This is a genomic window from Actinoplanes sp. NPDC049598, assembly GCF_040675435.1.
Taxonomy (GTDB): domain Bacteria; phylum Actinomycetota; class Actinomycetes; order Mycobacteriales; family Micromonosporaceae; genus Actinoplanes.
Map to the genome: position 1 here is coordinate 124,377 of NZ_JBFAOX010000011.1, position 22,200 is coordinate 146,576.

Here is a 22,200-nt window from a genome sequence, read left to right on the forward strand (position 1 = left end):
CTTTTGCCATCCCTGGGCGAGCCATTTCACATGTCCTCAGCTTGACGAACATGTTGCGGCACCTTTAAGCGTCATCCTCGTCGTCGGCCTCGGCGCGACGCCGGTCGATCGCCACATATGACCCAGGCTGGGACTTAGCCACCTTTTTCATCTCCGAGGCGACGGCGATGACCACCCGCGGGTCGGTGAAGCGCCGCCCGTCGACCGTGGCCTGGGCCACACCGATGGAGAGGGTGACCAGGGCGGCCCGATTCTTGTTGCCCCGGCGGTCGGGGACCTCGATGTAGCCGCGGCGCGCGTCCTCCGGGTCGTACAGCTGGTCGGCCGCCTGCTCGAAGTCGGTGACCGTGCGCTTGGTCAGCGGCAGCACCTGGTCGGGGGTGCAGATGAAGACGAAGTCGTCGCCGCCGATGTGCCCCAGGAAGATCGAGGGCGGACCGACCGCGACCACGGCCCGGTGCAGGCTGCGGGCGAGCTCGGTGATGAACTCGTCGCCGCGGTCGAACCCGTACACGTCGTTGACGCTCTTGAACCGGTCGACGTCGATGTAGCCGACCGAGTACTCGCCGCCGGCCTTCATCCGGTCGGCGATCTCGCGCCGGACCCGGGCGTTGCCGGGCAGCCCGGTCAGCGGCGACACCTCGCGGAACTCTTTGTTGCGCCGCAGCGTGGACGAGACGCGGGCGATCAGCTCGGCCGTGTCGAACGGCTTGACCAGGTAGTCGTCGACGCCGGCGGTCAGGCCCACCACCTTGTCGACGGTCATGCTCTTGGCGGTCAGCATGATGACCGGCAGGGCCGAGGTGAGCGGCTCGGCCCGCAGCCGGCGGGTCAGCTCGACGCCGTCCATCCGGGGCATCATCCAGTCGACCACGGCCAGGTCGGGCCGCTTGGTCTCCATCACCTCGAGCGCGTCCTGCCCGTCGCGGGCGCGGACCACGTCGTACCCGTGGACCTTGAGGTTGAACTCCACGAAACTGGCGATGTCCTGGTCGTCGTCGACGACCAGGATGAGGTCGGGCCGGTCGTCGGGCTCGCGACCGAGCTCGTCGGGCTTGTCGGGGATGACCCCAGTGCTCATGAGACTCCTTCCGCGAGGGCACGGAGCTTGCGGATCGCCTCGGCCGGGTCGGCCGCGCCGTAGACCGCCGTGCCGGCCACGAACGCGTCAGCACCCGCCTCGGCGGCCTGCTCGATGGTGTCGGCCGCGATGCCGCCGTCGACCTCCAGGCGTACGGCCAGGTCCTTGGCCTTGATCCGGCGGCGGACGTCGCGCACCTTGTCCAGCATCTCGGGCATGAACTTCTGCCCCCCGAAACCGGCCTTGATCGTCATGATCAGGACCGTGTCCACATAGGGAAGGAGCTCGAGGTACGGCTCGACGGGGGTGTCGCGGTCGATCGCCAGGCCCGCCTTGGCCCCGGCCGCGCGCAGCGTCTTGGCCAGATGCACCGGGTCCTCGCAGGCCTCGGCGTGGAACGTGACGTTGTAGGCCCCGGCCTCGGCGTAACCGGGGGCCCAGCGCTCGGGATCGGTGATCATCAGGTGCACGTCGAACGGGATCTCCGTCGCCTTGCGCAGGCTCTGCACCACGGGCAGGCCGATCGTCAGATTCGGCACGAAGTGGTTGTCCATGACGTCCACGTGCACCCAGTCGGCCGCGCCCTCGATCGCGTGCACCTCGTCGGCGAGATGCGCGAAGTCGGCGGCCAGAATGCTCGGGGCGATGATCGGCGATGGTGTCACGGCTGAAGTGTAGGGCCTGCGGCGGCCGGTCTTCACGGCCTGTGGACAACCGATAGAGTGACCCCTCTTGATTGTCAGAGCGGGGGAACCACGATGCGAAGGTGGGCGGCCGCCCTGGCCGGCGCCTTGATGCTCGCCCTGGCCGGGTGCAGTGAGCTCCCCTCCGGCGTCGACGGCGACCTGACCGACGGCTGGTCCGCCCCGCCCGCCGCGCTGCCGTTCCGCCCCGTCGCCGGCTGCCACGCCGACCTCGCCGAGACCGCCTCGCTCAGCGACCCGGCGTCGTACTCCTGCTCGCGGCCGCACCGGGCCGAGACCTTCGCCGTGACCGACCTGGGCGACGTGCCGGCGGCGGCCCGGGCCGCCCGGGCCTTCCAGGAGTGCTCGACCCGGGCCGGCGTCTTCGCCGGCGCCGACTGGCGTACCGGCTGGCTGATCCTGCAGCCCGTGCTGCCGACCGAGGCCGCCTGGGCCGGCGGCGCCCGCTGGGTGCGCTGCGACCTGGCCGAGACCGCGCCCGCCGACGGTACGCTGGTGAGCCGCTCGTCCAGCCTCCGCGACGGCCTCAAGGGCGCCGGCCAACTGAGGATGGCCTGCGCCAACGCCACCGTCGCGGGCGATCAGGTGACCGGCCTGCGCACGGTCGGCTGCGCCACCAGGCACACCGCGGAGTTCGCCGGGCTGTACGTCAGCAAGCGCTCCACCTCGGCCGCGATCACCCCGGCCGAGATGGAGAAAGGCTGCAACACCGCGATCGCCAAGTTCGCCGCCATCCCGGACGACGGCACGGTCAAGAACAGAGCCGGCTGGCTCGGCTTCCCGCCCGACAAGGACTCCTGGCAGGCCGGCGACCGAGCCGTCCGCTGCTTCCTCTGGCTCAACGGCGAGCCGATGACCGGCTCCTACCGCAACGCCGGCACCAAGAAGCTGAAGATCCACTACGTGTATCGCTGAGGGTCGAGCCGGCGCCCGATCTGCGGCGCGCCGACGAGGTGTTCGACTCCTCGGCGAACGCGCCGTCCTTGCGGGTCCTGGTGCGCCGGGACGATCCGCAGATGTTGATCACCCACTCGTGGTGGGTCGGGCAGCTACGCGGCACGGCCCCGAAATGACTGTCGCTGCTTGAGACAGATGCGCTGCGGCCTCTCTTGACAGGGAGGCGGCAACGCACCTGCCGGCGACTGCGCTTGCGACGCGTACGTCTGTTGTCGGTTTCAGGCCGTGCGGCGTAGCACCGCCAGGAACATGGCGTCGGTGCCGTGCTTGTGCGGCCACAGCTGCACCGTCGGGCCCGGGCCGAGGCCCGGCATGCCCGGGGGCAGCAACGGGCGGGCGTCGACGAAGTCGACCTCGACGCCGCTGCGCCGGGCGCCCTCGGTCACGGTCACCTGCGTCTCGACCACATGCGGGGAGCAGGTGACGTACGCCACCACGCCGCCCGGGCGGACCGCGCGCAGCGCCGCCACGAGCAGCTCGCGCTGCAGCTTGGTCAGGGGCGGCAGGTCGGCCGGCTGACGGCGCCAGCGCGACTCGGGGCGGCGCCGCAGAGAGCCCAGGCCGGTGCAGGGCGCGTCCACCAGAACACGGTCGAACGACTCCTCGGGCAGGTCGGGGTCGCGGCCGACCGAGCGGCCGTCCATCGGCAGCACGGTCACCGGCATGCCCTCGGTGGCCTTCTCGACCAGGCGGGCCCGGTGCTCGGCGACCTCGACCGCGGTCACCTCGGCCCCGCGGGCCGACGCGATCGCGCCGATCAGGCCGGTCTTGCCGCCCGGGCCGGCGCACAGGTCGAGCCAGCGGGTGTCGCGGCCCTCGATCGGCGCGGCCAGCAGCGCCGCCGCCACCAGCTGGGACCCCTCGTCCTGCACGTGGGCCCGGCCGTCGTGGATGGCGGCCAGCTCGCGCGGGGAGCCGCCGTTGAGGTAGACCGCGTAGGGCGAGAACGCGCCCGGCACGCCGCCGACCTCGTCGGCCAACTCGATCGCGTCGGCCCGGCCGGGGCGGGCGCACAGGTGCACGACCGGCGGCTGGTTGTCCTCGATGAGCAGGCGGGCCGTGTCGGCCAGGTCGCCGCCGAGCGCCTCCTCGAAGGCCCGGATGATCCACTGCGGGTGGTTGTGCAGCACCGACAGGTTGCCGATCGGATCATCCTCGTACGCCGGGGCCAGGCGCTCGAGCCAGGCCTCGAACGAGGTCTCCGAGATCGTCCGCATCACCGCGTTGGCGAAGCCGGCGGCACCCGGCGCCACGGAGCGTACGAGGTCGACGGTCTGATTGACCGCCGCGTGGGCCGGCACCCGGGTGTGCAGCAGCTGATAGGCGCCCAGGCGGAGCGCGTCGCGGGCCGGCGGATCGATCCGCGACACCTCACGGCCGGCGGCCGAGGCGATGATCAGATCGAGCGTGCCCATCGTGCGCAGCGTGCCGTAGGTGAGTTCGGTCGCGAAGGCGGCGTCCCGCCCGTCCAGCCCCATGCTGCGCAGAATGTCCGACAACACCAGGTTGGCGTACGCGTCGTCGCGGTGCACAGCGGCAATCGCCTCGTACGCGGCCTGGCGCGCCGGGTCCGACGGCGGCCGCCCACCCCGAGGGGCACGCCCCGAGCGGGAGTCGCGGTCGTAGCCCGGCCCCTCGCCCCCGCGCCGCGGCCGTCCGGAACCGTGCGGCCTGCTGGCCCTGTGATCGGTCACTGAAGTTTCTCCCCCGGCTGGATCCGCAGCCCTCGTGCCCAGTCGGTGGCCGGCATCGGCTTCTTGCCGGCGGCCCGCACCTCACCCAGCGCGACCGGTGTGGTCGCCGTGCCCACGAGCACCTGATCGCGCTGCACGAGCAGGTCACCCGGCGCGAGCGCCGCGGCGTTGGCCACCGGCCGCACCGGGCCCAGCTTGAGCCGGTCGTCGCGCAGCGTCGTCCATGCGCCGGGCGCGGGCGTGCAGGCGCGGATCCGGCGGTCGACCGCGAACGCCGGATCGTCCCACCGGATGCGCGCGTCGTCGACGGTCAGTTTCGGCGCGAAGGTGACCCCGTCGGCCGGCTGCGGGTGGGCCCGGGCGGCGCCCGACTCGATCGCGTCGAGCACGGCCACCAGCAGCCCCGCGCCCTCGGTGGCGAGCCGCTCGAGCAGGTCACCCGAGGTGTCGGTGGGGCGGATGTCCTCGGTCAGCGTGCCGTAGACCGGGCCCGTGTCCAGGCCCGCCTCCAGCTCGAACACGCTGGCCCCGGTCACCTCGTCCCCGTGCAGCACGGCATGCTGCACGGGAGCGGCTCCCCGCCAGGCGGGGAGAAGCGAGAAGTGCAGGTTGACCCAGCCGTGCTTGGGGATCTCCAGCGCGCTGGGCGGGACCAGGGCGCCGTACGCCACCACGGGCACACAATCGGGCGCGAGCTGCCGCAGGCGCTCCTGGAACTCGGGCTCCCGCGGCTTGACCGGGGTCAGCACCTCGATACCGCGCTCGTCGGCCCAGGCCGCGGCGGGCGACCGGACGAGGCGGCGGCCCCGCCCGGCCGGGGCGTCGGGCCGGGTGACCACGGCCAGCAGCTCGTGGCCGGACGCGGCGATGGCGTCCAGACTCGGCAGGGTGACGGCCGGCGTGCCGGCGAAGATCAGGCGCACCCGGTCACCGCCCCAGGCCGAAGATGCCCCGGCCGTGCGGGCTCTGCTTCACCACGGGCGGCTTACCGGCGTCGTACCACTCCGCGGAGCGGATCTGCTTCATCGCGTCCTTGCGGCCGGCGGCGTCGAGCCGGTCGATGAACAGCACCCCGTCGAGGTGGTCGGTCTCGTGCTGCACGCAGCGGGCCATCAGGCCGGTGCCGACCACCTGGATGGGGTCGCCGTGCTCGTTGAAGCCCGAGGCGACCACGTGCTGGCGGCGCTTGGTGTCGATGTAGATGCCCGGGATGCTCAGACAACCCTCGGGGCCGTCCTGCTCCTCGTCGTCCGGGAAGGACAGCACGGGGTTGACGATGTGCCCGACCACGTCATCCACGTCGAAGGTGAAGACCCGCAGGCCGACGCCGAGCTGCGGGGCGGCCAGGCCGGCGCCGCCCTCGTCCTGCATGGTCTCGGTCAGGTCCTTGACCAGCTTGCGCAGTTCCTTGTCGAAATCGACGACGGGATCGGCCGATGTCCGGAGAACCGGATCACCGAACAGACGGATGGGCTGGACTGTCACGCGACAATGCTCCTGACATCGTGGGGCGGCACCCGACCAGTCTACGGAGTGCTCCGGCGTGCCGAGCGTCACCGCCAGCGCCGGCCGGCTCACCCGCCCCGCCGACCCGGCGCCGCCCGGAATTGTCGGGGGGTCCGGGCAGAATGGCGGCGATGGCAACCAAGGGCGCACGACCAGACCGGCAGCCGGCCGAGAGCCGGCCGGTGGCCCGCGTCTGCGTCGACGTGCCCCTGCCCCATCTGGACCGGCTCTTCGACTACCTGGTCCCGGCCGATGACGACGCCGCCGCCCAGCCCGGGGTCCGTGTCAGGGTCCGCTTCGCCGGCCAGCTGGTCAGCGGCTACCTGATGGAGCGCGCCGAGAGCTCACCGCACGGCGGCAAGCTGGCCTACCTCGACAAGGTCGTCTCCCCCGAGCAGGTTCTCGACCCCGACATCGCCCGGCTGGCCCGCGCCATCGCCGACCGCTACGCGGGCAACCTCTGCGACGTCCTGCGCCTGGCCATCCCCCCACGCCACGCCCGGGTCGAGTCCCAGCTGCCGAAACCCCCGGCCGGCGCTTCCGGCCCGGCCGACCTGGCCGCGGCCGCCACTGGCGTGCCCGGGATCGCCGACCCGGTCAAGCCCTTCACCGAGCTCGCCTCCGGCGACGAGCCCGGCGGTGTCTCCACCTCACCTCATCCAGTCACACCTCAGCCCGTCGAGGGTGCGAACCCCCCACCCCAGCCGGAGTCAGACACAGCAACCCCCGCGCCCGCCCCCGGGAGTGAGACGCCGGGCGCTGCCTTCGAAGTAGGCGGCTGGGACGCATACGTCGCCGGGCCTGCCTTCCTGCGAGCTCTGGCCGACGGGCGGAACGCGCGCGCCGTCTGGGGAGCGCTGCCCGGGGAGGACTGGGCAGCGCGCATCGCGGAAGCCGCTGCGGCGACAGTGCGCGGCGGGCGCGGTGTGGTGATCGTGGTCGCGGACGCGCGGGATCTCGATCGGGTCGACCGGGCGCTCGCGCGGGTGCTCGGGCCCGGTCAGCATGTGGCGCTGAACGCGGCGCTGGGCCCGGCCGAGCGGTACAGGCGGTTCCTCGCGGCCAGCCGGCATCAAGTGCCGGTCGTGGTGGGCACGCGGGCGGCCATGTGGGCCCCGGTGGCCAAGCTCGGGCTCGTGGTCATCTGGGACGACGGGGACGACCTGCACGGCGAGCCTCGGGCGCCCTATCCGAACGCCCGGGAGGTTCTGCTCACGCGCGCGCAGCTGGCGGATTGCGCGGCTCTGGTGGCGGGCTTCGCCCGTACCGGCGAAGCGCAGTTGCTCCTCGAGACCGGCTGGGCCAAGGAGATCAGCGCGGGGCGCGACGTGCTGCGGGCCCGGACGCCGGCCATCCAGCCGACCGGGGACGACCCGCAGCTCGCCCGCGATCCCGGGGCGGCCACCGCCCGGCTGCCGAGCCTGGCCTGGCAGGCGGCGCGGCAGGCGTTGCAGGCGGGGGCGCCGGTGCTGGTCCAGGTGCCCCGGCGGGGCTATCTGCCGTCGATTGCTTGCGCCGATTGCCGTACGCCGGCGCGCTGTCCACATTGCTCCGGCGCGCTGGAGCTCTCGGGCGCCCGCGACGTGCCCGTCTGCCGTTGGTGCGGGCGGGCCGCCGCCGCGTACGCCTGCCCCACCTGCGGCGGCCGGCGCCTGCGGGCCTCGGTGACCGGCGCCCGGCGTACCGCCGAGGAGCTCGGCCGCGCCTTCCCCGGCGCGACCGTACGCACCTCCGGCCGCGACGAGGTCCTCGACACGATCCCGGCCGAGGCCTCCGTGGTCGTCTCCACCCCCGGCGCCGAGCCGGTGGCCGAGGGCGGCTACGGCGCCGTGCTCCTGCTCGACACGTGGGCCCTGCTGACCCGCTCCGACCTGCGCGCCGCCGAGGAGACCATGCGCCGCTGGCTGAACGCGTCCGCCCTGGCCAAGCCCGCCCCGCACGGCCGCGTCATCGTCGTCGCCGACGGCTCCCTGGCCACCGTCCAGGCCCTGATCCGCTGGGATCCGGCCTGGTTCGCCACCCGCGAGCTGGCCGAACGCCGCGAGCTGGGCTTCCCACCCGCCGCCCGGATGGCCAGCGTCACCGGCGTCACTGACGCCGTCAACGAGCTGCTGGCCGCCGCCCGCCTCCCCGCCGACATCGAACTGCTGGGCCCGGTCCCGGCCCCCGACGACCAGGAACGCATGCTCCTGCGCGCCCCCCGGGGCCACGCCGCCGCCATGGCCCGCTCCCTCCACGAGGCCGCCGCCGTCCGCAGCGCCAAGAAGGCCCCACAGCCCGTCCGCATCGAGGTCGACCCGACCACGCTGTTCTAGCTCTGGCTCCAGACGAGGTCGAAGCTGCCGTCCTCGATGCGGTTGATGAAGTCGGTGACGTCGGGGGCCTGGAGGATGGCGTCGTCCCAGGTTTCGCTGGCGTTGCTGAGCATCAGGACCGGGGGTGGGGTCTGGCGCAGGTCGAGGACGAAGTTCTCCAGGCCGCCGTCGCCGGCGATCAGGGCGATGCCGGGGAAGCGGGGCTCGGCCTCCCAGATCTTCAGGAGGTCGCGGCCCTCGGTGGGCGGGTAGAGCCAGACGTACTTGCCGGAGGTCAGCCAGCCGCGCCGGATCCAGGACGGTGACTGCAGATAGGCGCGCCAGGCCTCGGGAAGTTCCGGGCCGTCGGCGAAGTCGCCCGCCGGGACCGGACCACGGAAGTCCGCCGCCTCGACGATCACACCCGCAAGGTGCTCGGTGAGGGCGGCCGCTTCCACGCCGTCACCCGCAGCGTTGCCCGCGCCGTCACCCGCAGCGTTGCCCGCGCCTTTCCCTGCAGCGTTGCCCGCTCCAGGGATCGAGCGTTCGCCGGTGGGCGCGGCCGCGCCCACGGTGGAGCCTTCGGCGAAGAACGCCTCGCGGACTTGGAGCCTCAATACGTGCGCGACGCCCTCGGCAGCGACGATCTTTTCGCGGGCGACCCGGACCGCCTCGGCGCGATCGGTGAACACCTGAAGATGGGCGCCTTCCGGCACGGATCGCCACTCATCGGCCTCGATCCGGCCGAAGTCCGCCGCCCCCACCGCGCACCAGAGCGTGACGGTTTCCCCTACTTGATCTTGACCCATGCGCGGAGAGACTACCGCCAGGATCGTGGCGCCGGCACACCGATCCCAGCTCAGAATGCATCCTGCACCTATGCGCGCGCTAAGCCGCAAAAGTCGCGCCTACCCGAAACGTGAGTCTTACCGATGACACGCCGTGACGATGAGGGGCGTGGCGTGGCCGGCCTCGACAATCCAAAGTGGAGGCGCCGGACGGCCATGCCAGCGCCGGACGGCCATGCCAGCGCCGGGCGGCCATGCCGGCGCCGGGCGGAAACAGAACCGGCGCCCCCGCGGATGCGGGAGCGCCGGTCGAAAACGAGATCAGGCGGCGGCGTTCTTCAGGTCCTGGGCGCGGTCCGTGTTCTCCCAGAGCAGCTCCGGGATCTCACGGCCGAAGTGACCGTAGGCCGCGGTCTGCTGGTAGATCGGGCGCAGCAGGTCGAGGTCGCGGATGATGGCGGCCGGGCGGAGGTCGAAGACCTGGTTGATGGCCTTCTCGATCCGCTCGACCGGGACGTTCTCCGTGCCGAAGGTCTCGACGAACAGCGACACCGGGTGGGCCTTGCCGATCGCGTACGCCACCTGGGTCTCGCAGCGCTCGGCCAGGCCGGCCGCGACGACGTTCTTCGCGACCCAGCGCATCGCGTAGGCCGCGGAGCGGTCCACCTTGGACGGGTCCTTGCCGGAGAACGCGCCGCCACCGTGGCGGGCATACCCGCCGTACGTGTCGACGATGATCTTGCGGCCGGTGAGGCCGGCGTCGCCCATGGGGCCGCCGATCTCGAAGCGGCCGGTCGGGTTGACGAGCAGGCGGTAGCCCTCGGTGTCGAGGCCGAGACCCTCGAGCTCGGGCGCGATCACGTGCTCGCGGATGTCCGGCGTGAGCAGCGACTCGAGCGAGATGTCGGCCGCGTGCTGCGACGAGACGACGACCGTGTCGAGGCGTACCGGCTTGAGACCGTCGTACTCGATGGTGACCTGGGTCTTGCCGTCGGGGCGCAGGTACGGGATGGTGCCGTCCTTGCGGGCCGCGGACAGCCGCCGTGAGAGGCGGTGGGCCAGCGCGATCGGCAGCGGCATCAGCTCGGGGGTCTCCGAGCAGGCGAAGCCGAACATCATGCCCTGGTCGCCGGCGCCCTGCGAGTCGAGCACGTGCTCGCTGTCGCCCTCGCGCAGCTCGAGCGCGCTGTCGACGCCCTGCGCGATGTCGGGCGACTGGGAGCCGATGGACACGCTGACGCCGCACGAGGCGCCGTCGAAGCCCTTCTTCGACGAGTCGTAGCCGATGCGCAGGATGGTCTCGCGGACGATGCTCGGGATGTCGGCGTAGGCCTGGGTGGTGACCTCGCCCGCCACGTGCACCTGGCCGGTCGTGATCAACGTTTCCACCGCGACGCGGCTGCGGGGGTCCTGCCGGAGCAGGGCGTCGAGAATACCGTCGCTGATCTGGTCAGCGATCTTGTCCGGGTGGCCTTCCGTGACCGACTCGGAGGTGAACAGGCGGCGTGCCACGGTGCTCCTCAGAATTGTCGAATACAACGTAACCCGGAAGTGTAGTCACCGCGCCTGGGCCGCTCGACCGCCGCCCACCTGCCCATCCAGTAGGACAGCAACGCGGTCCCAAATCATATCCGCCACATCGTCTTTGGGGAGTTCGGCGTGGCTCGCCGTGCTCCCGTCCGCGCCCAGCAGCGTGACCTCATTGTGGTCGGCGCCGAACACGCGGTCCACTCCCACCTCGTTAACGACGATCAGGTCGGCACGTTTCTTGATCAACTTAGCCCGGGCGTTCTCCAGCGCGTCGTGCGTCTCGGCCGCGAAAGCCACCAGGACCTGCCCCGGCCGCTTGGCCGCACCCAACTCGGCCGCGATGTCGGGATTGGTGGCGAGCACGATCGGCGCCGGCGTACCGCTGTCTGTCTTTTTGATTTTCTCGGCCGCGACGGCCACCGGCCGGAAATCCGCCGGCGCGGCCGCCATGACGATCGCGTCCGCCTCGGCCGCCGCCTTCACGGTGGCCGCCCGCAACTCCTCGGTCGTACCCACCCTGATCACGTCCACACCCGCCGGATCGGGCAACGCCACGTTGGCCGCGATCAACGTCGTCCGCGCCCCCCGCGCGGCGGCCGACTTCGCCAGGGCGTACCCCTGCTTGCCGGAAGACCGATTGCCGAGGAACCGCACCGGATCGAGCGGCTCACGCGTCCCGCCGGCGGTCACGACCACATGACGCCCCGCAAGATCAAGGTCAACACCACGGCGCTGTACGCGGAGCGCCAGCTCAAAAATCTCGGCCGGGTCCGGCAGCCGCCCCTTGCCGGTGTCCTTGCCGGTCAGCCGGCCCACCGCGGGCTCGATCACCACGGCCCCCCGCGCCCGCAGGGTCGCCACGTTGGCCCTGGTCGCCGGGTTCTCCCACATCTCGGTGTGCATGGCCGGCGCGTACACGATCGGACAGGTCGCGGTCAGCAACGTGTTGGTCAGCAGATCATCGGCGATGCCGTGCGCCGCCTTGGCCAGCAGATCAGCCGTCGCCGGCGCCACCACGACCAGCTCCGCCGCCCGCCCGATCCGCACATGCGGCACCTCGTGCACGTCCTCCCACACCTCGGTCGCCACCGGCCGCCCCGACAGCGCGGCCCACGTCGGCGCCCCCACGAACTGCAACGCCGACGCCGTCGGCACCACCCGCACGCCATGCCCCGACTCGGTGAAAAGCCGCAACAACTCACACGCCTTGTAGGCAGCAATCCCGCCACCCACCCCGAGCACGACTTCCGCCACCACGACCCCCGAAGAGAACCAACCCGACCGACCCCGCCGCCCCCGATCTTGCCGCACCCGAGTCCGCCACCCCGCGGAGCCCGCCCTTCCCAAGGGGGCCCCCGCCTCAGGCACCATTCTCCCGGAAATTCCGGGTCGGCGCCCCACCGCCTGTGGACAACGACGCCCGACGCAACCACACCCCTGTGGATACTTCGGCGTGTCGCACAACAGAGACGCGGCGCGAAAGGCGGGCGCGGAAGGCGGGGCGCGGAACGCCGACGCGGCGGGTGGCGCGGGGAAGGTGTGGGCGACAGACGACGCAGAGAGAAGCACGGAAGGCTGGCGCGGCGGACGGCGCGGAACGCCAGCGCCGCAGGCGGGGCGGGCAAGGCGAGCGTGGAGGACCGGCGCGGAACGCCGCCGCGACAGGCGGCGCGCGGAAGGCGGACGCGACAGGCGGCGCGCGGAAGCGGACGCGACAGGCGGGGCGGAGAACCACAGAAGGCCGGCGCGGCGGACGGCGCGGAACGCCAGCGCCGCAGGCGGGCCGGCGAAGCGGACGCGGAAGGCGGGCGCGGAGGACCGGCGCGGAACGCCGACGCGGCAGACGGCGCAGAAGGCGGGCGCGGCAGACGCGCACGGAAGGCAACGCCGAACGCCGGCGCGGAAGGCAGGCAAGAGCGGCAGACGGGTGCGCCCAACGCCGGCGCGGACGGTGGGCGGGGAATGCCGCCGTAGAGGACGCGCGAGGGCTGGCACGGCAGGCGGACGCGGAAGGCAGGCACGCCAGGCGGGCGCGGTGGGCCGGCACGGTCAGCGGGCGCTTGCAGATGCGGACCACGGCCCGTCGAGCAGGTACGGAAGCTGCAGGAGCGGGACGGGCTCAGCGGCGGCCCGGAGAGGCGAGCGTCTCGAGACGTTCAGCCGCGGCGGCCACGAGGGCCGCGGACGGCGAGGTGTGGCTGCGGGGACGCAGCCGGGCCGGCGGGTGCCGTTGGTCCGGTGAGGCCGGAAAAGCAGCGATCCCGCACCCCCGAGATGGGGTGCGGGATCGCGGGCGGCTCTACGCCGTCGAAGAAGTGCCGGCGCCCGACCCGGTCAGGGGTTGTCGGTCGCCTCGGCCGTCAGGAGGCCGGCGTTGATCTCGCGCATGGCGATCGAGAGGGGCTTCTCCTGCGGGGTGGTCTCGACCAGGGGGCCGACGTACTCGAGGAGGCCCTCACCGAGCTGGCTGTAGTAGGCGTTGACCTGTCGGGCGCGCTTGGCCGCGAAGATCACCAGCGAGTACTTCGACGAGGTCTTGTCGAGCAGCTCGTCGATCGGCGGGTTGGTGATGCCTTCGGGGTTCGCGATGGTTCCCACAGTCTTGAAATCCTTAATGCTCTGGGGCTTGCGCTGGCGTCAGATATGACGAACCGAGCAATCCTACCAGCTCGTCCGCCGCGCGCTCGACGAAGTCGTTGACGACGGTGCGGTCGAACTCTTTCTCGGCGGCCAGTTCCTCGTCGGCGTGGTGGAGCCGGCGGCGGATGGTCTCCTCGTCGTCGGTGCCGCGGCCGACCAGGCGGCGGCGCAGCTCCTCGACGCTCGGCGGGGCGAGGAAGACCAGTTGCGCGTCGGGCATCGAGGCCCGGACCTGGCGTGCGCCCTGCAGGTCGATTTTCAGCAGGACCGGCTGGCCCTGGCTCAGCCACCCTTCGACCTGGGCGCGGGGTGTGCCGTAGAGGTTGCCGGCGAACTCCGCCCACTCCAACAGCTGACCGCCATCGATCAGCCGCTGGAACTCCTGGCGGGTCACGAAGTGGTAGTGCTCGCCGTCGGTCTCGTAGTCGCGCTTCTTCCGCGTCGTCACCGACACGGACAGCTTGATCCAAGGCGAGCGCGCCCGGATCAGCTCGATCACGCTGTCCTTGCCGACCCCGCTGGGGCCGGACAGGACGGTGAGGCGGGCTGCCGGGCGCGCGTCGTCATCCATGCTCACAAGGCTCATTCAACACGAGCCCATGAGTCAGTTCGCAGCGAACTCCCCCAGGAGGGCCTTGCGCTGCTGGTCGCCGAGACCGCGCAGCCGGCGGCTGTCAGCGATCTTGAGCTTCTCCATGATCTGCGTCGCGCGAATCTTGCCGATGCCCGGCAGCGCCTGAAGCACGGCCGAGACCTTCAGCTTGCCGACGACCTCGTCCTCCTCCGCGCGGTCAAGCACGGCGGCGAGGGTGGTCTTGCCGGACTTGAGCTGTTCCTTCAGCTCAGCCCGAGCCTTGCGGACTTCCGCGGCCTTCTCCAGCGCTGCAGCGCGCTGCTCGGGGCTCAGTGACGGGAGCGGCACCAGTTCTCCTCAGGTCCCTATCGCGACGGTAGGTCAATACCGGCGCTTCTGTGAAACGTGGTGTGCCAGGTAACCAAAGGGGCATGTGGTTCCCCGGCGCGGGGAAAACTAGCGGTCAACGGCGCTTTCGGCAACGTGGGGGTACCCCCGCACCCGTTGTCCATGTCCCTGGTAAGCAGGGGCCTTTTCACCCGAGCGCAGTTGCGCACTCGTCTGCGGCGCGCTCGGCTGCTACGCGCAGCTCGGCCACTGATGGTCCCGCCGTCAGAACTTCCCGTGAGTACGACGGCAGCACGTTACGCAGGCTTTTCCCGAATACGGCGCGCAGGTCGGAGGGGGTCGCGCCCTGCGCTCCGAGGCCCGGAGCGAGCAGCGGACCGTTCACAGCGGACAGGTCGTGGCCCGTCTCGCCGATCGTCGCTCCGATTACCAGGCCGTAGCTGCCGAGAGGCTCGATACCCCTGTTGAGCTGGGAAATCTCGTCGATCATGTCTTGCCCCACGGTTTTTCCACCGGCGCCGACGGCGTGCTGAACGGAGGGTCCCTCCGGATTGGACGTCAGCCCGAGAACGAAGACACCGCCGCCGTTGGCGGCCGCGACGTCGAATGCCGGCTGCAACGACCCGAATCCGAGATAGGGACTCACAGTAATCGCGTCAGCACACAGGGAACTGGCCGGATCGAGGTAAGCGGAGGCGTACGCGGCCATGGTCGAGCCGATGTCGCCGCGCTTCACGTCGAGCAGGACGAGCGCTCCGGCTTCGCGGGACTGTCGGATAGTTGACTCAAGAATGCCGATGCCGCGTGACCCAAATCTCTCAAAAAACGCGGACTGCGGCTTGAGCACAGCCACCCGATCGGCCAGGGCCTCGACCACCGTTAGGGCGAAGCGTTCCAGGCCGGCCACGTCGTCGGTCAGGCCCCACTTGGTCAGCAGGGCGGCGTGCGGATCGATGCCGACGCACAGCGGACCGCGCTTGCCGGTCGCCTCGACGAGGCGCTTGCCGAAGGTCTCCATCGTTGTCATCTCTCTTCCGTGTCGGGTGGCCGCCACCGCGACGGCGGCCGGTGCGGTAGAAGCGGCCGGCAGGACCGGCAGGTCATCTGCCGAATAATCGGGCGCGGCGGCCGGCCGGGGAGTGCCCGGCATCGGGCTGACCGGCCCCACCGCTCCCGCCGTCCGGAAACTCGCGGTGTGTTCTGTGCCGCACTGATCCGAATTCAGCCGGCCGAGACCGCCGCGGCCACGCCCGCGGTGATCCGGGCGACGTCGCCGGCGCCGGTGACGTACGGCGGCATCGTGTAGACGAGGTCGCGGAACGGCCGCAACCAGACCCCCTGGGCGACCGCCGCGGCGGTCGCGGCGCCGGTGTCCACGTCGTGATCCAGCTGCACCACCCCGATGGCTCCCAGGACCCGGACGTCCGCGACGCCGGGCCGCCCGCGCAACGGCTCCAGACCGTCTCTGAGACCGTTTTCGATCAGCCGTACCCGATCTACCCAGGACCCGTCCCGCAGGAGCCCCAGCGAGGCGCTGGCGACCGCGCAGGCCAGTGGATTGCCCATGAACGTCGGCCCGTGCATGAGACCACCACCCGCACCGCCCGAGATCGCCTCGGCGACGGCCGTGGTGCAGAGCGTCGCCGCCAGCGTCAGGTAGCCGCCCGTGAGCGCCTTCCCGACACACATGATGTCGGGCGCGACTCCGGCGTGCTCGGCCGCGAAGAACTTCCCGGTACGCCCGAAGCCCGTCGCGATCTCATCAAAAATCAACAAGACGCCGTACGCGGCGGTTGCCTCCCGAAGCACGCGGAGATACCCCGGATGGTGGAACCGCATCCCGCCCGCGCCCTGCACGACCGGCTCGACGATCACCGCCGCCAGCTCCCCCACGTTCCGCTCGATCATCTCCACCAGCGAGGCCGCGTACGCCTGGTCGTAGTCGACCGGCGGCGCGTCAGCGAAGATCTGCTCCGGCAGCACACCCCTCCACAGCGAATGCATCCCACCCACCGGATCGCAGACGCTCATAGGGTGGAACGTGTCGCCGTGGTAGCCGCCGCGCCAGGTGCCCAGCTTGCGCCGCCCAGGCCGGGCCTGCAGCGCCATCTTGATCGCCACCTCGACGCCGACCGACCCCGAGTCGCACAGGAAGACGTGTTCGAGTCCGTCCGGCGCCACCTCGACCAAGGTCGAGGCCAGCTCGATGGCCGGCTCATGGGTGAGCCCGCCGAACATCACATGACTCACCCGCCGCGACTGCTCGACCAGTGCCGCGTCCAGCACCGGATGCCGATAGCCATGGATCGCCGCCCACCACGACGACATCCCGTCCACCAGCTCCCGCCCATCGGCCAGCTTGAGCCGCACCCCGGACGCGCTCTCCACCAGGAGCGGCTCGCTGAGACCAGGCATCGGGCCGTACGGATGCCAGACGTGCGCCCGATCAAGCGTGAGCAGCCGCTCCGCCCGACCGGCCGAGGGCGATACGACGCCCGCGGCCGGAAGGAGCGGTTCGACGGTCATCGCGCCGGCTGAGCCGTGGCCGCGTGGTGGTGGGCGGCCGCGCGGGCCGCGGCTCGAACCAGGGCCGGTCCCCGGTAGATGAAGCCGCTGTAGAGCTGGACGAGCGAGGCCCCCGCGTCGAGCAGCCGCGCGGCGTCGTCAGGCTCCATGATGCCGCCGACTCCGATGATCGGGAGGCGGCCGCCGGTCTCGGTGTGGACGAAGTGGACGACCTTGCGGGCCTTCTCGGTCAGCGGCTTGCCGGAGAGCCCGCCGGCCTCGGCCGCTCGTGGTTGGTCGGCGCCGGCCAGCCCGTCGCGGGCCAGCGTCGTGTTGGTCGCGATCACCCCGGCCGCGCCGTGGCTGAGGCAGACCTCGAGCAGTTCCGCGATGGCCGGCTCGGTCAGGTCGGGTGCGATCTTCACCAGCACCGGCTTCGGCCCGACCAAGGCAGTCAGCAAGTCGGCGATGGCCGATTTGTCCTGCAGGCTGCGCAGCCCCGGCGTGTTCGGCGAGGAGACGTTGACCGCGATGTAGTCCGCGTACGGGTGCAGCAGCCGGTGCGAGGTCAGGTAGTCCTCGACCGCCTCCTCCAGCGGGGTGACCTTCGACTTGCCCAGCGAGACGCCGAGCGGCACCCCGATCGGCCCCAGCGCGGCCAGGCGGGTGGCCAGGGCCGCCGCGCCCGCGTTGTTGAAGCCCATCCGGTTGATGATCGCTTCGCTGTCGCGCAGCCGGAACAGCCGGGGCTTGTCGTTGCCCGGCTGGGCCTTGGCCGTGACCGTGCCGACCTCGACGAAGCCGAAGCCCAGGGCCGGCCAGGCCGGCAGCGCCATGCCGTTCTTGTCCATGCCCGCGGCCAGGCCGACCGCGTTGGGGAAGCGCACCCCGAACGCCTGGACCGGCGCCGCGGTCGCATAACGCGCCCGCATCGCCGCCCGCGCCGGCGCCGGCAACCGGGCGAGGCGGTGCAGCGTGAACTCGTGCGCCGCCTCCGCGTCCCCACCGCCCAGCCGGAACAGAACCGGCCGGACGGTGGACTCGAACAAGGTCACTCCGCGCCGCCGGTGACAGTGGCGCCGGCCGGGATCGCGGCGCCGCCCGAGGCCGCGGCGCCGCCCGAGGTCGAGGCGTCGCCCCGCAGCATGGCGTGCAACTCCTGCAGCGGCCGGACGGTCATGTCGCCGCGCATCAGCGCCTCGATCCCCATGACCGCGGCCGCCGCGCCCGGCACCGTGGTGATGCTCGGGATGTCGGCCGTGACCGCCGCGCTGCGGATCTCGTACCCGTCGGAGCGGGCCGACGCGCCCGAGCCCTGCGGGGTGTTGATGATCATCGCGATCTCGCCGGCCGCGATGAGCGCCACCGCGTTCTGCCCCGGGCTCTCGTAGTGCTTCGGCACGATCTCACAGGCCACGCCGTAGCGGCGCAGCACCTCGCCGGTGCCGGCGGTCGTGACGATCGTGAAGCCGAGGTCGGCCAGCCGCTTGATCGGGAAGACCATGGCCCGCTTGTCCCGGTTGGCCACCGACACGAAGATCTTGCCGGAGGTCGGCAGCGACCCGTAGGCCGCGGCCTGCGACTTGGCGAACGCCTGGCCGAAGCCGGCGTCGATGCCCATGACCTCGCCGGTCGACTTCATCTCGGGCCCGAGCAGGCTGTCCACGCCCTTGCCGGCCGGGGTACGGAACCGCTTGAACGGCAGCACCGCCTCCTTGATGGCGATCGGCGCGTTCTCCGGCACCGTCCCGCCGTCGCCCTCCGGCAGCAGGATGCCCTCGGCCCGCAGCTCGCCGATCGTGGCGCCCAGCATGATCCGGGCCGCCGCCTTGGCCAGCGGCACCGCGGTCGCCTTGGAGACGAACGGCACGGTCCGCGACGCGCGCGGGTTGGCCTCGAGCACGTAGAGCACGTCGTCCTTGAGCGCGTACTGCACGTTCAGCAGGCCGCGCACTCCGACGCCGCGGGCGATCGCCTCGGTGTAGCGGCGCACCTCGGCCAGGTGCGAGCCGGCCAGGGTGATCGGCGGGAGAGAGCAGGACGAGTCGCCGGAGTGGATGCCGGCCTCCTCGATGTGCTCCATCACGCCACCGATGTAGACCTCGCCGTTGGCGTCGCAGAGCGCGTCCACGTCGATCTCGACCGCGTCGTCGAGGAACCGGTCGACCAGCACCGGGTGATCCGGCGAGATCTCGGTGGCCCGCTCGATGTAGCCCTTCAGCGTCGGCTCGTCGTAGACGATCTCCATGCCGCGGCCGCCGAGCACGTACGACGGGCGGACCAGCACCGGGTAGCCGATCGCGTCGGCGATCTCCTTGGCCTCCTCGAAGCTGGTCGCGGTCCCGTGGTCGGGCGAGCGCAGGCCGGCCTTGGCCAGCACCGCGCCGAACAGCCCGCGATCCTCGGCCAGGTCGATCGACTCGGGCGAGGTGCCGACGATCGGCACGCCGGCCGCCTTGAGCCGGTTGGCCAGGCCGAGCGGGGTCTGCCCGCCGAGCTGCACGATCACGCCGACCACACCGGGGCCGCCGGCCGCCTGGCCCGAGCTGTCCTCGGCGTGGAAGACCTCGAGGACGTCCTCGAAGGTGAGCGGCTCGAAGTAGAGCCGGTCGGCCGTGTCGTAGTCGGTCGACACCGTCTCCGGGTTGCAGTTGACCATGACGGTCTCGAAGTCGACCCCACGCAGAGCCATGACCGCGTGGACGCACGAGTAGTCGAACTCGATGCCCTGGCCGATGCGGTTCGGCCCGGAGCCCAGGATCAGCACCTTGGGCCGGTACGAGGGCGCGACCTCGGTCTCCTCGTCGTACGTGGAGTAGTGGTACGGCGTGTTCGCCTCGAACTCGGCCGCGCACGTGTCGACCGTCTTGTAGACCGGGCGCACGCCGAGCCGGTGCCGCAGCGTACGGACCCCGTCCTCACCCGCCAGCTCCGGTCGCAGCGCGGCGAGCTGCTTGTCCGAGACGCCGGAGCGCTTGGCCCGCCGCAGCAGTTCTTCGTCGAGCACCGGGGCGTCGATGATCTCCTGGCGCAGGTCGACCAGCGCCTTGATCTCGTCGAGGAACCAGGGGTCGATCCGCCCACTGGCCTCGTGCACCTGCTCGACGGTGGCGCCGAGCCGCAGCGCCCGCTCGACCGTGTAGAGCCGGCCGTCGTGCGGGATCCGCAGAGCCGACAGAGCGTCGTCCAGCGAACCGGCGGGGTCCGACTTGGTCCAGAAGCCGGCGGCGGCCGTCTCCATCGACCGCATGGCCTTGTTCAGAGCCTCGGCGAAATTACGCCCGATCGACATCGCCTCGCCGACCGACTTCATCGTGGTGGTCAGCTCGGCGTCGGCCCCCGGGAACTTCTCGAAGGCGAACCGCGGGATCTTCACGACCACGTAGTCGAGGGCCGGCTCGAAGGCGGCCGGCGTCTTGAGCGTGATGTCGTTCGGGATCTCGTCGAGCGTGTAGCCGATGGCCAGCTTGGCCGCGATCTTGGCGATCGGGAAGCCGGTCGCCTTGGAGGCCAGCGCCGACGAGCGGGAGACCCGCGGGTTCATCTCGATGACGACGAGCCGGCCGTCGTCCGGGTTGATCGCGAACTGGATGTTGCAGCCACCGGTGTCCACGCCGACCTCGCGCAGCACGGCGATGCCCAGGTCGCGCAGCTTCTGGTACTCCCGGTCGGTCAGCGTCATGGCCGGGGCCACGGTGACCGAGTCGCCGGTGTGCACGCCCATCGGGTCGATGTTCTCGATCGAGCAGACGACCACGACGTTGTCGTGCTTGTCGCGCATCAGCTCGAGCTCGTACTCCTTCCAGCCGAGCACGCTCTCCTCGATGAGCACCTCGTGCACCGGGGAGGCGGCCAGGCCGGAACCGGCGATGCGCTCGAGGTCCTCGTCGGTGTGGGCCATGCCGGAGCCGAGGCCGCCCATGGTGAACGAGGGGCGGATGACCACCGGCAGGCCGAGCTCGGCGACGGTCGTACGGACCTCGTCCATCGAGTGGCAGACCCGCGAGCGAGGCGTCTCGCCGCCGGCCTTGGCCACGATCTCCTTGAACAGTTGGCGGTCCTCGCCGCGGCGGATGGCGTCGACGTCGGCGCCGATCAGCTCGACGCCGTACTTCTCCAGGACGCCGCTCTCGTGCAGGGCGATCGCGGTGTTGAGCGCGGTCTGGCCACCGAGCGTGGGCAGGATCGCGTCGGGGCGTTCCTTGGCGATGACCAGCTCGACGAACTCCGGGGTGATCGGCTCGACGTAGGTGGCGTCGGCGTACTCCGGGTCGGTCATGATGGTGGCCGGGTTGGAGTTGACCAGCGAGACCCGGATGCCCTCGGCCCGCAGGACGCGGCAGGCCTGGGTGCCGGAGTAGTCGAACTCGCAGGCCTGGCCGATGACGATCGGGCCGGAGCCGATCACCATCACGTGCTTGAGATCTTCACGCTTCGGCATGATCAGCCCTTCTTCCCGGAGAACTCGACGAGCTCGACGAACCGGTCGAACAGGTAGTCGGCGTCGTGCGGGCCGGCGGCGGCCTCGGGGTGGTACTGGACGGTGAACGCGGGGACCTCGATGCCCCGCAGGCCCTCGACCACGTCGTCGTTGAGGCACACGTGCGACACCTCGACGCCGCCGAAGTCGGTGTCGATCACCTTGTTGAGCGGAGCGTCGACCGCGAAGCCGTGGTTGTGGCTGGTCACCTCGACCTTGCCGGTGGTCTTGTCGAGCACCGGCTGATTGATGCCGCGGTGGCCGTAGCCGAGCTTGTAGGTGCCGAAGCCGAGCGCGCGGCCCAGGATCTGGCTGCCGAAACAGATGCCGAACAGCGGCTTCTCGCGGCGCATGACCTCGCGGGCCAGCGCCACCGGGCCGTCGGCCGTGGCCGGGTCACCCGGGCCGGGCGAGAAGAACACCGCGTCCGGGCTGACCGCGAGCAGATCCTCGACGGTCGCCGTGGCCGGGAAGACGTGCGTGGTCACGCCGCGCCAGGCGAGCCGGCGGGTGACGTTGCGCTTGATGCCGAGGTCGAGCGCCGCCACGGTGTAGCGGTGCTCGCCGACAGCGTCAACGGTGTAGCGGGACGAGGTGGAAACCTCGGCGGAGAGATCCGCGCCGACCATCTGCGGCTGAGCCTGAACGCGTTCAAGGAGCGACGACGGGTCCAGATCGACCGAGGAGACACCGACCCGCATCGCACCACGCGAACGCAGGTGGCGGGTCAGTGCCCGGGTGTCGACCCCGCTGATCCCGACGACTCCCTCGGCCGCGAGCCGGTCGCCCAGGTCGCCGGTCGAGCGCCAGTTCGACGGCCGGCGGGCCGGGTCACGCACCACATAGCCGGCTACCCAGATGCGGTCGGACTCGTCGTCCTCCGAGTTGACCCCGGTGTTGCCGATCTGCGGAGCGGTCTGCACGACGACCTGCTTGTGGTACGACGGGTCGGTCAGCGTCTCCTGATAACCGGTCATGCCGGTGGTGAAGACGGCCTCGCCGAAGGTCTCCCCGATCGCGCCGTAGGCCAGGCCGGAGAAGGTCCTTCCATCCTCCAGCACCAAGATTGCTGAGCTACCAGGGCGGCTTCGCCGCACTG

General features: G+C 71.4%; 17 protein-coding genes and 1 pseudogene. 2 read left to right on the forward strand and 16 right to left on the reverse strand.

Going from position 1 to position 22,200, the window contains the following annotated elements; translation table 11 throughout:
* Positions 1 to 64 precede the first annotated feature (64 nt).
* Both AB0J66_RS25170 and rpe read right to left on the reverse strand, forming a co-directional pair.
* A complete protein-coding gene (locus AB0J66_RS25170; RefSeq protein WP_364665063.1) occupies positions 65 to 1,081 on the reverse strand; it encodes a response regulator in 1,017 nt (338 codons plus the stop codon).
* The gene (rpe, locus tag AB0J66_RS25175; protein WP_364665066.1) at positions 1,078 to 1,746 is read right to left on the reverse strand and encodes a ribulose-phosphate 3-epimerase; all 669 of its coding nucleotides are present in this window, start codon (positions 1,744 to 1,746) and stop codon (positions 1,078 to 1,080) included. Before rpe ends, AB0J66_RS25170 begins: the two co-directional genes overlap by 4 nt.
* Before the next feature lie 93 nt (positions 1,747 to 1,839).
* Here rpe and AB0J66_RS25180 point away from each other — a divergent pair, with 93 nt between their 5' ends.
* The gene (locus tag AB0J66_RS25180) at positions 1,840 to 2,700 is read left to right on the forward strand and encodes a septum formation family protein (protein WP_364665069.1); all 861 of its coding nucleotides are present in this window, start codon (positions 1,840 to 1,842) and stop codon (positions 2,698 to 2,700) included.
* 260 nt (positions 2,701 to 2,960) lie between these two features.
* Here AB0J66_RS25180 and AB0J66_RS25185 read toward each other — a convergent pair whose 3' ends face one another.
* Genes AB0J66_RS25185 through def form a run of 3 tightly spaced genes read right to left on the reverse strand, consistent with a single transcriptional unit; the run spans position 2,961 to position 5,921 of the window.
* Positions 2,961 to 4,436, reverse strand: a complete 1,476-nt coding sequence (locus AB0J66_RS25185) for a transcription antitermination factor NusB (protein WP_364665072.1) — start codon at positions 4,434 to 4,436, stop codon at positions 2,961 to 2,963.
* Positions 4,433 to 5,359, reverse strand: coding sequence for a methionyl-tRNA formyltransferase (fmt, locus tag AB0J66_RS25190; protein ID WP_364665075.1), 927 nt, complete (start codon positions 5,357 to 5,359; stop codon positions 4,433 to 4,435). Before fmt ends, AB0J66_RS25185 begins: the two co-directional genes overlap by 4 nt.
* A gap of 4 nt (positions 5,360 to 5,363) precedes the next feature.
* On the reverse strand, positions 5,364 to 5,921 hold the full coding sequence (gene def / locus AB0J66_RS25195) for a peptide deformylase (protein WP_364665078.1): 558 nt from the start codon (positions 5,919 to 5,921) through the stop codon (positions 5,364 to 5,366).
* A gap of 152 nt (positions 5,922 to 6,073) precedes the next feature.
* Between def and AB0J66_RS25200 the strand changes: the two genes are divergently transcribed.
* The gene (locus tag AB0J66_RS25200) at positions 6,074 to 8,257 is read left to right on the forward strand and encodes a primosomal protein N' (protein WP_364665080.1); all 2,184 of its coding nucleotides are present in this window, start codon (positions 6,074 to 6,076) and stop codon (positions 8,255 to 8,257) included.
* Here AB0J66_RS25200 and AB0J66_RS25205 read toward each other — a convergent pair.
* The 11 genes and pseudogenes from AB0J66_RS25205 to carA all read right to left on the reverse strand — a co-directional run bounded on the left by AB0J66_RS25205 (position 8,254) and on the right by carA (position 22,165).
* Positions 8,254 to 9,045 carry a hypothetical protein gene (locus AB0J66_RS25205; RefSeq protein WP_364665083.1) on the reverse strand — a complete coding sequence of 264 codons (792 nt, stop codon included), beginning with the start codon at positions 9,043 to 9,045 and terminating at the stop codon, positions 8,254 to 8,256. The genes AB0J66_RS25200 and AB0J66_RS25205 overlap by 4 nt on opposite strands.
* A 300-nt stretch (positions 9,046 to 9,345) precedes the next feature.
* Positions 9,346 to 10,536, reverse strand: a complete 1,191-nt coding sequence (metK, locus tag AB0J66_RS25210; RefSeq protein ID WP_364665085.1) for a methionine adenosyltransferase — start codon at positions 10,534 to 10,536, stop codon at positions 9,346 to 9,348.
* 45 nt (positions 10,537 to 10,581) lie between these two features.
* Entirely contained in the window at positions 10,582 to 11,811 is a 1,230-nt protein-coding gene (gene coaBC / locus AB0J66_RS25215) for a bifunctional phosphopantothenoylcysteine decarboxylase/phosphopantothenate--cysteine ligase CoaBC (protein ID WP_364665088.1), read from the reverse strand.
* A gap of 1,077 nt (positions 11,812 to 12,888) precedes the next feature.
* Positions 12,889 to 13,152, reverse strand: coding sequence for a DNA-directed RNA polymerase subunit omega (gene rpoZ / locus AB0J66_RS25220; protein ID WP_015623990.1), 264 nt, complete (start codon positions 13,150 to 13,152; stop codon positions 12,889 to 12,891).
* A 13-nt stretch (positions 13,153 to 13,165) separates the two neighbouring features.
* Positions 13,166 to 13,765 carry a guanylate kinase gene (gene gmk / locus AB0J66_RS25225; protein WP_364665091.1) on the reverse strand — a complete coding sequence of 200 codons (600 nt, stop codon included), beginning with the start codon at positions 13,763 to 13,765 and terminating at the stop codon, positions 13,166 to 13,168.
* Between the two features lie 33 nt (positions 13,766 to 13,798).
* Positions 13,799 to 14,116 carry an integration host factor, actinobacterial type gene (gene mihF / locus AB0J66_RS25230; protein WP_020517554.1) on the reverse strand — a complete coding sequence of 106 codons (318 nt, stop codon included), beginning with the start codon at positions 14,114 to 14,116 and terminating at the stop codon, positions 13,799 to 13,801.
* Between the two features lie 187 nt (positions 14,117 to 14,303).
* A complete protein-coding gene (gene pyrF / locus AB0J66_RS25235) occupies positions 14,304 to 15,134 on the reverse strand; it encodes an orotidine-5'-phosphate decarboxylase (RefSeq protein ID WP_364665581.1) in 831 nt (276 codons plus the stop codon).
* Positions 15,135 to 15,337: 203 nt separating this feature from the next.
* Positions 15,338 to 16,531 carry an adenosylmethionine--8-amino-7-oxononanoate transaminase gene (locus AB0J66_RS25240; RefSeq protein ID WP_364665583.1) on the reverse strand — a complete coding sequence of 398 codons (1,194 nt, stop codon included), beginning with the start codon at positions 16,529 to 16,531 and terminating at the stop codon, positions 15,338 to 15,340.
* Positions 16,532 to 16,638: 107 nt separating this feature from the next.
* Positions 16,639 to 17,676 carry a quinone-dependent dihydroorotate dehydrogenase gene (locus tag AB0J66_RS25245; protein WP_364665095.1) on the reverse strand — a complete coding sequence of 346 codons (1,038 nt, stop codon included), beginning with the start codon at positions 17,674 to 17,676 and terminating at the stop codon, positions 16,639 to 16,641.
* Positions 17,677 to 17,759: 83 nt separating this feature from the next.
* A pseudogene (carB, locus tag AB0J66_RS25250) lies at positions 17,760 to 21,062 on the reverse strand (carbamoyl-phosphate synthase large subunit); the annotation flags it as partial.
* Between the two features lie 2 nt (positions 21,063 to 21,064).
* Positions 21,065 to 22,165, reverse strand: coding sequence for a glutamine-hydrolyzing carbamoyl-phosphate synthase small subunit (carA, locus tag AB0J66_RS25255; protein WP_364665098.1), 1,101 nt, complete (start codon positions 22,163 to 22,165; stop codon positions 21,065 to 21,067).
* Positions 22,166 to 22,200: the final 35 nt, after the last annotated feature.